Source organism: Nostoc sp. (assembly GCF_036917515.1).
Taxonomy (GTDB): Bacteria; Cyanobacteriota; Cyanobacteriia; order Cyanobacteriales; family Nostocaceae; genus Nostoc.
This window is the reverse complement of record NZ_JBALDE010000119.1, coordinates 19,448-34,669: the sequence shown is the minus strand read 5'-3', so window position 1 is coordinate 34,669 and position 15,222 is coordinate 19,448. Positions and strand designations below refer to the sequence as shown.

Sequence of the window (15,222 nt, the reverse complement as noted above, 5' to 3'; positions counted from 1 at the left end):
AACCCCTTCTCCCAATTTTGGAAGAAGGGGAGCCAATTTCAAAGTCCTTCTCTCAAGCATGGGAGAAGGATTTAGGGTGAGGGCTTTTGATTCATGCAAGAAGTATATAGATATGAGTGAAAAAGAATGTAGAGACATAGCACTGCTAAGTCTCTAAAAGGTTTTTGATAACGCATATTTAATTTCACCAAATCTCTGTTACATACAAACGAGAACAGCTATAGATGATATTCGTCCTACCCCAACAAGAGAGAACAATTAGAATCCCTCTTGCTGGGGTAGTATTTTCACTAGATAATGTTATATGTAACGTATGAATGCAAATTCCGATTAACTCAAGTAAGTAAACTTAATGTTTAGCTGCTAATTATTGCTGCATCAAAGGTGTGGCAAAAATTCTGCTGAATATAGGAACCCGTGCACGAGGTTTATTCGCTGTAATATTGGCATTAGTAGCGGAAGAGTTATTAGTTACCTCAGAAAGGAGAGGTGGTTTGCTATTAGTAGAATTGGCAAAATCACTCAATTGGGTAGCCGAAGGTGAACTTGAAGATATGGAGGTAACATTCTCAGGATTTTGACTATTGATTTTTACCGGAGTTTGAGCTTGAGATGGAGTAACTAGGAAAGTTGAACTTGTTCCTAATACCAGTACGAGCAAATGAGAAATATAGTGTTGCATAGGGATTGGTAAAATGGGTTGATAAATATTCAAAGCTTAAAGAAGTTGTGTTTGTTCTCAATTAAAAATAAAACTGCAATTTTTCCATAGAAATCATGATGCGTTGTCCAATGAAACTTGAACACAGCAATTTCCAAGTGAACAGACTATTAATGCTTAGTACATTAATTTGCTAACAACAATCTAACTTCTCTCAAGCAAGAGGAAGCTAAATTCTCTTTTGTAAAAAGAAAGAGAGAGGTTATTTTAAGACTACTGAATCTGCTTAAAAGAAAGTTAGCAAATAGATACACCTGGAATAATTGACGCTTTTTAATCAACTAAGCCAGCACAACTATTAATATTCTATTTATATTTAACTTTTAAATAAAAGAGCAATGTTACTGAAGTTTTTAAAAAACTGACTTATATATAAATTAACTCTCACTCGCATATTTAACTAACTAAAGCAAAAAGTATATGAATTTTTAATAAAACCTATGTTTGATGAAGTAGTTTTCAGAATATATCAGCTTGTATATAGGTTTTAGCCGATTTACGGTTGAATAAAAATTTGATTACACAGCTTTCCAAAGATAAAATTATGCAAGAATCTGTAATTTACCAAGACATTCTGCAAAAGGGAGAAGAACGAGGAAAGAAACAGGAGGCGCTACAACTGATTTTGCATCAGTTAGAGACTTTCAAACCAGTCTTTTGGCATAACCCTCTTTCAAGAAACACATTCGGTGAGGTGAGAAATAGGGACAAGTTCCAAACCAAGAGCCTGAGCTTTATGCCAGAGGTTTTTGAGAATCAGCTCTAAGGGTTTTAGGATCAAGCAGTGAGAATGTTTATCATATTAGCAAATAAAATCACAAACCCAGTCTCAGTCAAAGTTTTAAACATTGCTTTTGATTTTTTTTCGGAGAGTGACAAAAGCGGGATAAGGGGCAATTTCCGTTTGATTTAAACTATCCTCTTGCAGAGTAAGTTATTCACTCTTAATATGAAAATACGGTAAATGCGTCAAGTTACAGTATTTAAATTAGCCAATAAATAATATCATATAACTCTTCTAATATCAAGTCTTGCACCAGGAACTAGTCTAAACTCCAGTAACTGAGAAATACTTTTTGTTCAGGCGTTCATCTCACTACTCTTATTCGAGTAAGTGCAAGGTTTTTGACCAATTAAGGTACGATAATTCTTGCTTCCTCGTCTAGTTTTCAGTTTATTTCCTGAAATACTTAACAAAAGTTTACTTAAAGAAATGAAAAAGACTCTCAATAACTCTGGTAGTATATCTTCAGAGTAATTGAGACTAATACTCATTAAGCGGGTCATGTATTTCAGCTATTTGCAAACTTTCTGAAAAGATAACGCCATGACAAGCGTGGCAGTTCAAACACTGGAGTCAATGCCTTGATGGGCAGCGAACGCTGGATTAACCAACCTCTCAGGGTGACTTTTCTGCCGATCACACAACTATTTATTTATCAGGTGTCAATATGTCAAAAAAAATTGGTTTGTTTTACGGTACTCAAACTGGCAACACTGAATCTGATGCTGAAAAAATTCGGGATGAATTTGGTGGTGATGTTGTAACATTACATCCCATTTACGAGGCGGATACTAGCAGTTTTGATGAGTATGAATTGCTGATTATTGGCTCTCCCACTTGGGATATTGGTCAACTTCAGAGCGATTGGGAAGGCTTTTACTCCGATCTGGATCAAATAAATTTTAGTGGTAAACTGGTTGCCTATTTTGGTGATGGAGACCAATATGGCTATAGCGATAACTTTCAGGATGCAATTGGAATTCTGGAAGAAAAAATTTCCCAACGAGGCGGTAAAACTGTTGGTTACTGGCCAACTGAGGGATATGACTTTAATGAATCGAGAGCTGTGAAAAATGGCAAGTTTGTTGGTTTGGCACTTGATGAAGGTAGTCAATCTGAGCTAACAGATGAGCGAATTAAAACTTGGGTTGCTCAGTTGAAGACAGAATTTGGTTTGTAGAGATTTGGGGCGCAGATCTGTTATTGGCATCAACTTAACGTAGAAGTTAGGTAAGAGAAAGCGTTCTAATTGCCCTCATCCCCTAACCCCTTCTCCCAGCTTGGGAGAAGGGAAACTGGAGAATTTGCTTCCCTCTCTGCCTAAATTGGGAAAGAGGGACTGGGAGTGAGGGAAAAACTTATACAGTCAGAAGATTTCAGCTTAAGTTGACACCAATGCACATCTGTGTACTCTTACTGTAATTGATAATTTAGAAGTTATAGGTATTTATGTCTGATTCATTTGATGTTTTATGGTTAAGTGCCAGTCCTGCTTTACAGCGTTTTGATAAACCATTACTTGAACATTTATCTAGTTATATAAATGTCGCCCAGTGGGAATACCAGCAAACTAAAGATGAAGCCAGTTGCATAGATCAAGCTGTGGATTTGCTGTATGACTTTTTAAAATCGCGCGATCGCCCTGTGCATTTAGCAGGACATGGGATGGGTGGTGCGATCGCCTTAACCTTTGCGCGTCGATTTCCTCAAAAAGTGCGATCGCTTACCCTGCTGGCTGTAGCAGCTCAACCTGCAAACAATTGGCAAGCTCATTATTACTTTCAACGACAACTCTTTAGCATCAGCCGTGAGTTAGTTTTAGCAAGCAGCGTTCGCAGTCTTTTTGGAAATCAACCGCCTCATACTACTAAAAAGTTAGTAGCTGCCTTAGATAAAGATTTAGAACAATCTCCATCATCACACTCTTTATTTAAGTTGGTTTATTTACCCAAAGGTGGAGTTTCTATGCCAATGATGGTATGTGGTAGCAAGAGCGATCCGGTAGTCAACCCACCTGCATTGCATGACTGGTTAAATTGGTTGAAGCCAGAAGATAAACTCTGGGAATGCCCACAAGGGTATCATTTTTTTCACTACTTCTATCCTCAACAGGTTGGCGAAGAGATTTTGAGTTTTTGGCAATGCCACCATCCGCATCTACTGGAAGCATCTGCACTATCTTTTAGCACTTCTACAAATTAGTAACTTTGAGAGTGCACTCGCTATTGTTAAATTTGAGGTGTTTTGAGGTGCATTCGCCTTTGGTGTTGGTGCTGCGATCGCTAATCATTTTACCACTCATTATTGATGCTTCATCCTCTCAAGCTGGGTGTAATCATTCGGATAGGCGCTCTCGAAAATAAAGGCGATATAAATTACAAAGGCATTGAACTTTATTTTCTTTAAATTTAATTAAGCCCAGACTGCGTAATTTAAAACTTTGTGTATAGTCTAATTGCACAGGAATATCACTCTCAATAACTTTTTTCATCGCTGCTTTTAACAATTTATCTTCTTCTAGCAGTGAAAGATAGGGATGTAAAAAGCCTCTAAATAATCCTTCGTCAGTGGGAGCAACTTTCAGAAATTGTTCTAAAGTTAAGTTACCTGTGGCAATTTGATAAAGAGCAGTCCTTAATAAATAAGGATGACCATCAATCATTTCCTTTAATTGTCCGATTTCTGTATCTGACCAATTTAATTTATGTCGTTGGACTAATTCTTTTATTTGTGTGACGTTGAATTCTCCGATTTCGATAGGTAAACCTACATTAAAGGGGGATTGATTGACATTTAAAGAAACATATACTTCTTGAGAATGAGCAATTACTAAACGCAATTTTTGCCAGATTTCCTCGTTTTTACCGTTTTCATGCCAAGCTCGGAGTAGAGCAAAAAATTCTTGAGCAATTTCGGGATAAGGAAAAATTTTATCAATATCATCTAAGCCTAATACTAGGGGAACATCAATATTTTTTAATAAATAGTCTTTTAAATAATTAGTGCAGTTAACTTGACTGCTTAAGCGTCTTTTCCAAAATTGATCTATTTTATCTTCTAGCCCTAATTCATAACTCAGAGTTGCACAAAATGCCTGTAAGAAATTTTTGAGAGCGGTAAGATTTTCTTGACTCCATAAATTAAGAGAAACTGTGCGATAACCTTTTTGTTTACCATACTCAAGAATGCGGCTCATTAAAGAAGTTTTACCCATTTTTTGCGGCGCTTTGATGCGGATTAACGCACCTGGTTGGAGGATGGATTCATAACATTTAATTTCCACCTCTGGACGTTCGATATAAAAGAGGGAATTAAGAGGAACTTGACCATCAGTATTTTCAAAAATCATTGAGGATGAGGAGTTATTCTCTTTTGCTTTTGGTGTTGATTGTTTAACAATGGCTAGATTAATTAGCAATTGTTGCTTAATAAACTGACTTACTCCCTTGTAAACTAAATTATTTGTTGATGTTGGCTTGGTGATAGAAAGATGGTCATCATCTGTAGCGATAGGTTGGACATCTTTGATGGCTGGGTTAGCGCTATCTGGATCTACAACTAAAAAACCTTGAGTGGGCTTAGTTTCAAAATAAACTTTTGTATTAATCTTCAAGGAATCAACATTCTGCCGATACCACTCGTTAAGTTGACGCAGTTGGGGAATATGTGCTTTTAGTTCATCAACACTGATAGAGCTGCGTGCCAAAATCCTAATTTTATCGACTAAGTTGGCGAGATGAGAACCAGTGTGAGGAGTGGAGAGGAATACAATACCTTTTGTCTGTTCAATAACTGCTGTTTTTTTAAATGTCTGAGCATTACGCAGCATTTCTTTGATTAATAATCCACCCATGCTATGAGTGATAAAAATTATTGGGTATTTGCCAATATCATTAACTTGTAAATATTCCAGTAAATTACTAGCACGGTCAAAAAGTGGCATTGTTGAACCTCTCCATTCAAAGGGTTCAGCCTTATAGCCAAAAGACCAAATACCTAAATCTGGTCTTTCTTGTGCTAGCCACGTTAACCAGAAATTATCATCGTTGCGTAGTTCTTGCGGATGCCAAGTTCCGCGTGCGTGACCACCTAACCCGTGAACAAAAATCACATCCCCACATCGCTTAGGGTTGTCACATCCTGATATTTTGATTAAACCAGTCATCTCTGGGGGTTGAGGTTTTGGGGTTTGACCAAAAAAATTTTTAAAGGGCATGGATAGTATACGGAGAATTAGAGGATGACAAATTCTTCTTATGCCACGGCCACAGCGCGACTTAAAACTAGAATACAGCTATCATGTCACTACTCGGTGCAATGTCTCTATTTATCACTAAAAATGTCTTTTTTAGACGAATTTGCTACTTTTTGGTAATATCAAAAACTCATAATTAGCTCTTCTCAATTTCCTTTGTATTGTTTTTTTTATTGCCTTGTGTATTGCCTAGCGCCTAGTATTGAATCTCCAAAAACCTTATTATTGCGTGGAAAACTTCCCAAGAAGAAATCTTTATAATTCTCTAAAAGCCTTATCTGCTGCAATTTTCAAGTCTTTGCAAGAAGAAAGGAGAAGCCACATCCTGCACACCTTCCTTCGCAATAATCTCATTCCCCTTTTCCCATCCACGCCCACAACGCCTCACAATCCCACCAAACACATACCCACCACCACACGGGAGTTCTCCCTTCATAGATATAGATACCCCTGCCTCTCCCACAAGATTCATGGGTAATTCTTCATATCTTATCCACTCCTCATCCTTTCCTCTCGACCCCTCATCCTTTACTATCCACTCCTCATCCTTTACTCTCCATCCCACATTTTTTGCGAAATCATTATACCCTTTCTCGTTCCAATTTTTCCATTCTCCCTTCTCCCAATCAAAATCAAGAGAATTGCCAGTAGCCAAATATATTTTTTTCTGGACACTGTAACCAAAATGCCCCTTAGAGTTATTTACCCAAAGTGTATCTAGTTGTTTTAAATCCTTACAATTAAAGCTTATAACATCAGTTAAATCTATATGAGTTTGTCCTTCCCTTCCTGCTGAATAGAGAATAAACTGCCAATTTTTTAAATCTGCTTCCCTCCATCTTTGTTGCTTCATTAAATAGTCTAATTCATTCAATAAATGTTCCTTTAAAGATTGCTCATAAACTGGATTTGAGCCATTTAATTCTTTAAGTTGACGATAAAGCAAAGCCACAATATCAGCATTGCCATTGTAGAGAATATTTAGGTCTAAGGTAAATAATTCAACATTAGATTTAAACTTAGATTCTAGACTGCTGAGATGCTCAAATGCTTTCTTGTAATCTGCTAAAACTTTAGCTTTATCTGAGCGTTCTTCTAATTCACCTTTAACATAATTAATATAAACTAAAGTAGCTAAATTGGTTGAATTATTATCAAGTTGCTTTTCTATTTTTGATAATTCTTGCAGACTTCTAGTAAAATCCTTCTCAGTCTTTTTTAAATCCTCTGTTTGATTTCGCTCTTTTTCTTCACCAGCTAAATATTGATACCCTAAAACCAGCGCACTATCTAGTAAAGCCTCTTTTAGCTGAGAATTACTAATTTTGTCCTGTAAAACTAACCCAGCAATATTCAAAGACTGATTAGCTTCGTTTGTTTTCCCTTTTTGTTGAAGTTGAGAAGCCACTGTTGATATTTCTCTAATTTTGGCTAGAGATTGTTTGAGTTCGTTTGTATTTTTGTTAGCAGTTTCAAGCTCTTGTTCTTTAACTTTAACTTGTATTTCAATGTTTTGCTGCTGGTTTTTGAATTTTTTAACTTGCTGTTCAGCCTTATTAATTTCTCTAGATTTAGATTTTAGTTCTCCTTGGAGTTTTTCAGCAGCATCAGTTAATTGATTTTTTTGTACTTCTAAACTCTTTTTAATTTTTTGAACTTTATCTAAATCTTCTTTAGTTTTTTTAGCTTTTTTTTGAGCATTATTGACTGCTAGCTGCTGTGTTTTCATTTGCTCATTTAAGCTTGATAATTGCTTATTACTATTATTAAGTTCTCGGTTAGCTTGGTCAGATTTATTTTCAGCTTGTATAGCGATTATTTTAGCGCTTTCAGCTTTTTGTTGTTCATTTATTGCTTTACTACCAGCTATAAATGCCACTATTACAGATACACCTAAAGTAATGAATAAAATGATAACTCCTAAACGTATTCTTTTGCTAGCAGTTCCCAATTGTTTTTCTGCTTCCTGTTTAGCCTCAGCTTCAATTTGTCTAGCCCTTTCTGCTGCTTCTTTTTCTTTTCTTTCTCTTTCTAATTCTGCCTGGATTTCTGTTTCTGCTAGTTCCTCTTCTCGCTTTCGTTTCCGACTAGCTGCTAAAAATTCTAAATCCTGAAAACCTAAGTTTTTATCCTTTGCCCAAGTTGACGCTTCTACTAAAGCTTTCCCCCGCAATAACCGAGACTCATCCTGTTTTCCTGATAAAATCCACTGACGATAATTCTCTGCATAAGGACGCAAACTGGCTAAACTTTTCTCAATCCATAAGTTGTCAAAAATGGTTTGATAAATTAGGTTATAAACCTTTAATTTCCTCTCTTTTTTAACAACGATTCCCGCTAACTGTAAATCACTCTGTTCAATACTACTATCAATATCAATTCCGCCTGAATGCCATACTTGTTGATATAAATCTAACAAGTATGCTGCTTTATGTTCATCTCTTTTTAAAAATCTATCCCGAATCGTTATAAAGTGTTCCGGTTCATCTTGAGATTCCCAATTCTGAATCACTCTATCTTTGACTAAATTCTCTACAAAAGGAGCTTCTTCATCTGAAGGAATTACAGTTGCAGATTTACGGACAAATTCACAGACTTTCTGAGTCAAAAATGGCTGTCCTCCAGTCCAGTCTAAAATCGCTTTTAGTACAGCTTCTGGGTTACTAGTTTGTCCAGAGAATCCTTTGATTAAAGGTAAAGCTTCTGTAAATTCAAATCCGGTTAATTCAATTCCTTTGCCAATATTAAAAGGAGTACGCTTTTTATCTTGAATCAACTCAGAAGGGGTAGCTACTCCCAAAAGCACAAAAGTAATGCGTTGATATTCAGGATTATCAACTCTTTGATTAAAGAAAGCTCGAATTAAAGTAAAAAAATCATCAACCGGAAATTTTAAACTGAGAACACTATCAATTTCATCTATAAAAATAACAATCTGTGGGGAAATTAATTTGAGTAATCTGTCAATAAACTTCCCAAAAATCTGCACATCAGAAAATCGGGAATTTTCTTCCCATAACTCATCTATATCAAACTGCTCACCTAAGTTTAAACTTTCAGAACCAGCAATAGTATCAATAATCCCAGAATACCATTGTTCAGACTTTAGCCCTGATGTCCCAATTGCAGTTAAATCAATAGATACACAAGCAATTCCTTCACCTTGTAACCTTTGCATTGTGCGGACACGCAAACTAGATTTCCCCATTTGTCGAGAGTTGAGGACAAAACAAAACTCTCCGGCTTTCACAGCCTGATACAAATCTGCATCAGCTTGGCGTGTGACGTAGGTAGGTGCATTAGCAGGAAGACTACCACCAAATTGATATTGATAATCTTGGGGAACAGGCGAATTTATAGTCATACTTTATATGGCTAATAGTTTAAATTATACCTAGAAGTCGTGTTGAAGTACTCCAAAGTCGTGTTGAAGTACTCCAAAGTCGTTTTGAGGTACTCCAAAGTCGTGTTGAGGTACTCCAAAGTCGTGTTGAGGTACTCCAAAGTCGTGTTGAAGTACTCCAAAGTCGTTTTGAGGTACTCCAAAGTCGTGTTGAAGTACTCCAAAGTCGTTTTGAGGTACTCCAAAGTCGTTTTGAGGTACTTTAAACCTTGTTGCACCGCGATCAAGTACACAGGTAGGATCGACTTTATTCTGTTTTAAGGAAATATGGGAAGCCAATGTGCGTCTACGTTCAAAGAATTCATGGTAAGTCAAGCGATGTCTACGACGGGCTACGCCTACGCCACTTTGCTACTTCTGAAAATATCAACTAGGCAATTGGTTTCTTAAGGAAATATCGCCAACTCAGTTTCCGGGTCAAAAAAGTGAATTTTCTCTAGAGTTAGAGATAACCAAAGTTGCTCACCAACTTGTACAAATCGGTCTGGTGGTATTCGCACTTGTAGGTAATTGGCTGTAGTCGCAGGTTGAGATCCCGGTTCGGTAATCTTAACAGCAAGAAAGGAATCGTTGCCGAGATTCTCTACCAAATCTACTTGCACAGGTAGATTTTTGGTAGCAGGCAGACTCAAATTTAAGTGTTCTGGGCGAATGCCTAAAATTAAAGTTTTCCCATCATATTTTTGTAAAGCTTTTCCCCAAACCTCTGGAAGTGTAAGCCGAAACTGGGAATGAGTAATCAACTGCGGGGCATGAAATTCTACAGTAAGGAAATTCATCGGTGGTGAACCAATGAACTCTGCGACAAAAAGGTTGGCAGGACGGTTGTAAAGTTCTAGAGGAGAAGCAACTTGCTGAATTTTACCCTCAGACATAATTGCAATGCGATCGCCCATTGTCATCGCTTCTGTTTGATCGTGGGTAACGTAAATTGTCGTTGTCCCCAATTGGCGCTGCAATTTCACAATTTGAGCGCGGGTTTCCGCCCGCAGTTTGGCATCTAAGTTAGAAAGCGGCTCATCCATTAAAAATACTTGGGGATTGCGAGCGATCGCTCGTCCCAATGCAACCCGTTGTCTTTGTCCCCCAGATAGCTGTTTGGGTAGGCGATTCAACAATGTTTCGATTTGCAACAATTGAGCAACACTACGCACCTGTTCATTCACCGCCCGTTCCTTATCAGAAATGTATCGCAATCCTTTAGGTAACTTTCTTGTCGCCCCCACAAAAAGATTTTCCGCCCACGTCCGAAAATAAGGAGTATTTTCTCCTCTGCTCCTCTGCTCCTCTGCTTCCCTGCTTCCCGTGCGGCGTAACCCAAAAGCAATGTTGTCATACACCGTCATGTGAGGATAGAGAGCGTAATTTTGAAACACCATTGCGATGTCGCGTTCCTTGGGTGGTAGGTCATTGATCAAGCGATCGCCCACCCAAATATTGCCTCCAGTCATCACTTCCAAACCAGCGATTAACCGCAGTAGCGTGCTTTTACCACAACCAGAAGGGCCTACCAGCACCATAAACTCGCCATCTGCGATCGTCAGGTTAATCCGCCGCAAGACGTTAACACTTCCTGGACGTTCTTGGGCTGCATCAGTTTTCTCCCCAAGCGTGAGAGGAGATTGGATTTGTGAGGTAACACTTTCCCCTTGACGCGAGGAAAAACTTTTATAAACGTTTTCTAAAATAACTTGGGACACAACTAATTATTGTCATTGGGCATTGGGCATGGGGCATGGGGCATTGGGCATTGGGCATGGGGCATGGGGCATTGGACAATATGACTAATGACTAATGACTGTTTAGCGCTCATAATAATACACGTTTAGGGTAAATACGAAAAGTTAAAAAAATAGCTTTTACGATAAAAAGCAAACTATTCTAAATTTTAGGGCTGTCAGGAGGTGTTGTGATGACTACCGATGTACCTAAAAATCTTTCCCAAGACCCAAGTGTTAACCCTATCCATGACATTGTAGACGTACAAACCACAGATTGTTGCATTGTGGGTGGGGGGCCAGCAGGAGCAGTATTGGCTCTGTTATTAGCGCGTCAAGGCATTTCGGTGACGCTGCTGGAAGCACACAAAGACTTTGATCGTGATTTTCGTGGCGATACAATTCATCCGTCGGTGATGGAAATTATGGAGGAATTGGGACTTAGCGATCGCTTGCTAGGACTTCCCCATACTAAAATGCGCCAAATTAGTATTCAAACTCCTCAAGATAATGTCACATTTGCAGATTTTAGCCATCTGAAAACCCATTATCCCTACATTACAATGCTTCCCCAGGTAAAATTCCTGGAGTTCATCACCCAAGAAGCACAAAAATATCCTAGTTTCCATCTGGTAATGGGTGCGAATGTGCAGGAATTGATTACTGAAAATGACGTGATTCAAGGTGTCCGCTATCGAGGAGGCGGTGGTTGGCATGAAATTCGGGCAATACTGACAGTGGGTGCAGACGGTCGCCACTCACGTTTACGCCACCTGGCTGAGTTTGAATCCATCGAAACCTCGCCACCAATGGATGTCCTCTGGTTTCGCCTACCGCGTCAGCCAGAAGACCCAGAGGGGGGAATGGGGCGCTTTGGTCAAGGTAAGCTAGTCGCCATGCTTGACCGTGGTGATGAGTGGCAAGTTGCCTATATTATTCCTAAAGGAGGCTATCAACAACTAAGGGCTACGGGTTTGGAGGAATTAAAAAAATCTGTTGTCGAAGTAGTGCCAGAATTCCAGCAACGCATTCAAAATTTACATGATTGGTCACAAATAGCTTTTCTCTCAGTCGAGTCCAGCCGTGTCAAACGTTGGTATCGTGAAGGTTTGTTACTCATCGGTGATGCAGCTCATATAATGTCCCCCGTTGGTGGAGTTGGCATTAACTACGCGGTTCAAGATGCTGTAGTTGCGGCGAATGTACTCAGCAAACCGCTCAAAAACCAACAAGTACAACTTAGCGATCTAGCGAAAGTACAACGTCAACGTGAGTTGCCTACACGTATCATTCAGGCGTTTCAAACTTTTATCCAAAAGCGGGTATTGACCCCGGTTCTCACCTCAAATCGCACTTTTGTACCACCTGCATTTTTGCGCTTACCCATCTTGCGCGACCTTCCAGCCAGGTTGATCGCCTTGGGTGTTTTTCCAGTTCACGTTAAGGCTTAATTTTTGGCAAAAATTTTTTCTATTTAATTAATTAAGTGGTACAATCATACTACTCTATGCAGAATTGAATGCTCAATTTAGTCAAGCGAAGGTGGCGAACAGTATACTCAATGCTGTTCAAAGCGATCGCTTGGCTTTTATGTTAGAAAGGACTAAAAACTCAGAGTGGATGTAGAAAATTTGTTTAAACATTATTAAAAAATGCAAAAGATTAAACCTATCTAGATATTAATTGGCACTACATAGAAAAACCCCCTCTTTGGAATCAGTACTTTTTGCAGTCAGGAGTAATTTTAATGAACAGCTGCGTTTTGATGGCAGAAATTATTAACGAACCGCAACTCCGCTATACAGCCGATAATCTGGGAGTCACTGAAATGCTGGTGCAGTTTCCCAATTCCCAGAAACCAGAAGATCCGCCAGCCACTCTGAAAGTTGTTGGCTGGGGGAATTTAGCAACAGAAATTCAGCAAAACTACCACCAAGGCGATCGCGTCATCTTGGTAGGACGTTTAAGTATGAATACTGTCGATCGTCAAGAAGGTTTTAAAGAAAAACGCGCTGAATTGACAGTACAACAAATTCAATCTGTTGGAGGTAGTTTTAATACCGATCCATTACCCTCAGCAACCGTAACTCCATCATTTACTGAAACTGCTCCCCGACAACCATCAGCATCTCGTCCTCCACAAAAAGACGTTCCCACTTACGAGTCACCACGTCCAGCACCTACCCCAGCGACAAATCCTGTTGGCGTTGCTCCCCAAACGAAAACTTACGAACCCGTACCCCAACCCACTTATGAGCGAACCACTTATCCAGCAGTGAAAGAGGAAGAACCAGATCCAGATGATATTCCCTTCTAAATTTGCTAGTTAAGCGTGTATCCAATTTGCTAAGTATAATTAGCAAAAAAAATTGCGATTAGACAATTTCTACAAGTAGCCATCCTTTAGGATGTGCTATTTTTTTGTTTGCGTTGACGCTTTGCATCTTGTTATGAGACATTTACCTACTCTTGCTCACTAATTCTCCATACATATCTGGGTTGTTGTGGGCATTACCCACCCTACCAACGCATTGTTATTGATTATTAATTAAGAGATTTGCTTTCTATAAAGTTGACCTGCTCTACATTTTTTAGCAACCGTGGCATTTTGAACTGTGCCTCTGAAGTACCTTGAGAAATCATTTGGTTTTTAAGCATTTTGAAACTGTCTCTTTCAACAAGTTTAATTTCAGGTGCGCAAAGAACATTTGCTTTCCTCGTATTCAGATAAAGCACATTTAAATCATAAATAATCTGTTCAAATTTATCTTGAAATGATGTTAAATCAGGAAAAGTTTCAAATATTTTTGAAACCTCTAGGTAAATAATGTAACTCAATGGAAATGATGAAACATCAATGCTTGTGGTATAGTCTATTATTTTGCAGTCGTCTCCCCAAATTTTGCAAGCTTCAGTGATAGCAGCAAAAATTTCGTTTTCAGAAATTTTAACTCCGCTAATATTTAGCAGCGAACCTTGGCGATACAAAAATTCAATCTTGGGGCTTTGGTTATAGTAGCCCGCACATTTAACGATATCTCCCATCCTGTACCTGTAAAGTCCAGCTACTGTCGTCACAACTACTTCGTAACTTTCACCTACCTCTAGAGAAGTCAAGTCAACTGTAGTGGGTTTTTCTGTATCAATTTGGGAAATAGGTATAAACTCAAAAAACGCCGAATGAGGAGTAATTACGTAAGCTGGAGAATCTTTTTGTGGCTCTAGATTACACCCGATCCAAGCTTCAGAAGCACCATAACCATGTGAGTAAATTGGTATTTCACCTGCATAAAATTTCAAACTTTCTTTATAAAGTTGCAGCGATCCAGTTATGATACATTGGATGTTAGATAACTGCGGCCATATTCTAGGTATAATACCCTCAAACCCTTTTTCAAATTCAGTTCGGAGTGTGTTACTTTTTTCTGGATTGGGTTTGAGCCTATTTTGTAGCTCATTTCTTGTAGCTGTATCCAGTTCCAAGTTGGAATTAATTTGACCGTGGTAAATATCATTTACCATTTGTGGCCACTCTCGTTCTAATATTTGTAGAGCATCCAAAACATTGGAGGCAAAATTTGTCGTAATATAAGTAAGCTTTGGCTCCAAGAGAGCAAAAAGCATATGGCAATAATAAGCGCTCCTATAATCGGGAATCAAGAATATGCTAGTGGGGCTAGAAAAATTGAGACTGACTATTTTTTGAAATGACTTAGATTGTCTAATTCCTCCGCTAGTTCCTGAACCTCTAGGAATACCGCTAGGTGTAGATTTAAGTGGTAGTGCACTAGCCAAAGCCAAACCACGACTGTTTTTTGTGTATGCTTTACCATTGAGATAGTAAGAGCGTGCGATCGCGTTTACAGCCTGAAAAGATTTTTGTAAAGTTGATAGTAAGCGTTTTGTTCTAGGTATAAGTTTAGATTTACCCGTTGTTCCTGATGTTTCTTGAAAAAGAATAATTGGCTCTGCTACTAATTGAGAGAAATTTCCATCCTTAGCAATATCTTCGATAACTTCGCGGTAATTTTCATAAGTGGTCAGAGGATGTATCCTTTGAAATTCTGCAACCGAATCTATAGCCGCAAAGTTATACTCCTTACCGTATTTTGTATCCTTTTGAAGTTTGAGAATATTTCTTAGAAGCTTTTGTTGGACAGAGACAGCATTAACAGTGTCTTTTTGCAAACTTTTCAGGCTTATTTTCGCTGCTACTTGCAACAAATAAAGGAGAAAAATATCCGGAATTTTATTGAATATTTCTTGTGCTTGTTCTCGAATCTTTGAGTTCATACGCAGCAATGGTTATAGAAAATACCTTGTCTCAATATGGAAGTCTTG

At 38.4% G+C, this 15,222-nt stretch carries 11 protein-coding genes; 5 read left to right on the top strand and 6 right to left on the bottom strand.

The features are described from left to right. Window positions 1-367 precede the first annotated feature (367 nt). On the bottom strand, window positions 368-682 hold the full coding sequence (locus V7K89_RS15825; protein ID WP_335188638.1) for a hypothetical protein: 315 nt from the start codon (window positions 680-682) through the stop codon (window positions 368-370). Between the two features lie 583 nt (window positions 683-1,265). Here V7K89_RS15825 and V7K89_RS15820 point away from each other — a divergent pair. The 3 genes from V7K89_RS15820 (at window position 1,266) to V7K89_RS15810 (ending at window position 3,707) form a co-directional block, all read left to right on the top strand. Continuing rightward, entirely contained in the window at window positions 1,266-1,487 is a 222-nt protein-coding gene (locus V7K89_RS15820) for a hypothetical protein (protein WP_335188636.1), read from the top strand. Window positions 1,488-2,172: 685 nt separating this feature from the next. Next, a complete protein-coding gene (gene fldA / locus V7K89_RS15815) occupies window positions 2,173-2,685 on the top strand; it encodes a flavodoxin FldA (protein ID WP_335188634.1) in 513 nt (170 codons plus the stop codon). A 269-nt stretch (window positions 2,686-2,954) separates the two neighbouring features. Then, on the top strand, window positions 2,955-3,707 hold the full coding sequence (locus V7K89_RS15810) for an alpha/beta hydrolase (protein ID WP_335188632.1): 753 nt from the start codon (window positions 2,955-2,957) through the stop codon (window positions 3,705-3,707). 133 nt (window positions 3,708-3,840) lie between these two features. Here V7K89_RS15810 and V7K89_RS15805 read toward each other — a convergent pair whose 3' ends face one another. From V7K89_RS15805 to V7K89_RS15790, 4 genes are all read right to left on the bottom strand, one after another. Next, entirely contained in the window at window positions 3,841-5,721 is a 1,881-nt protein-coding gene (locus V7K89_RS15805) for an AAA-like domain-containing protein (RefSeq protein WP_335188630.1), read from the bottom strand. A 313-nt stretch (window positions 5,722-6,034) separates the two neighbouring features. After that, the gene (locus V7K89_RS15800; protein ID WP_335188628.1) at window positions 6,035-9,124 is read right to left on the bottom strand and encodes an AAA-like domain-containing protein; all 3,090 of its coding nucleotides are present in this window, start codon (window positions 9,122-9,124) and stop codon (window positions 6,035-6,037) included. 30 nt (window positions 9,125-9,154) lie between these two features. Continuing rightward, entirely contained in the window at window positions 9,155-9,478 is a 324-nt protein-coding gene (locus V7K89_RS15795) for a hypothetical protein (protein WP_335188626.1), read from the bottom strand. Between the two features lie 71 nt (window positions 9,479-9,549). Then, window positions 9,550-10,863, bottom strand: coding sequence for an ABC transporter ATP-binding protein (locus V7K89_RS15790; RefSeq protein ID WP_335188624.1), 1,314 nt, complete (start codon window positions 10,861-10,863; stop codon window positions 9,550-9,552). Window positions 10,864-11,075: 212 nt separating this feature from the next. Here V7K89_RS15790 and V7K89_RS15785 point away from each other — a divergent pair, with 212 nt between their 5' ends. Further along, a complete protein-coding gene (locus tag V7K89_RS15785) occupies window positions 11,076-12,332 on the top strand; it encodes an FAD-dependent oxidoreductase (RefSeq protein ID WP_335188622.1) in 1,257 nt (418 codons plus the stop codon). A 296-nt stretch (window positions 12,333-12,628) separates the two neighbouring features. Continuing rightward, window positions 12,629-13,198, top strand: a complete 570-nt coding sequence (locus tag V7K89_RS15780; protein ID WP_335188620.1) for a single-stranded DNA-binding protein — start codon at window positions 12,629-12,631, stop codon at window positions 13,196-13,198. Window positions 13,199-13,425: 227 nt separating this feature from the next. On the opposite strand, the gene V7K89_RS15775 is transcribed toward V7K89_RS15780, so the two are convergent. Then, window positions 13,426-15,174, bottom strand: a complete 1,749-nt coding sequence (locus tag V7K89_RS15775; RefSeq protein WP_335188618.1) for a GH3 auxin-responsive promoter family protein — start codon at window positions 15,172-15,174, stop codon at window positions 13,426-13,428. Window positions 15,175-15,222 lie beyond the last annotated feature (48 nt).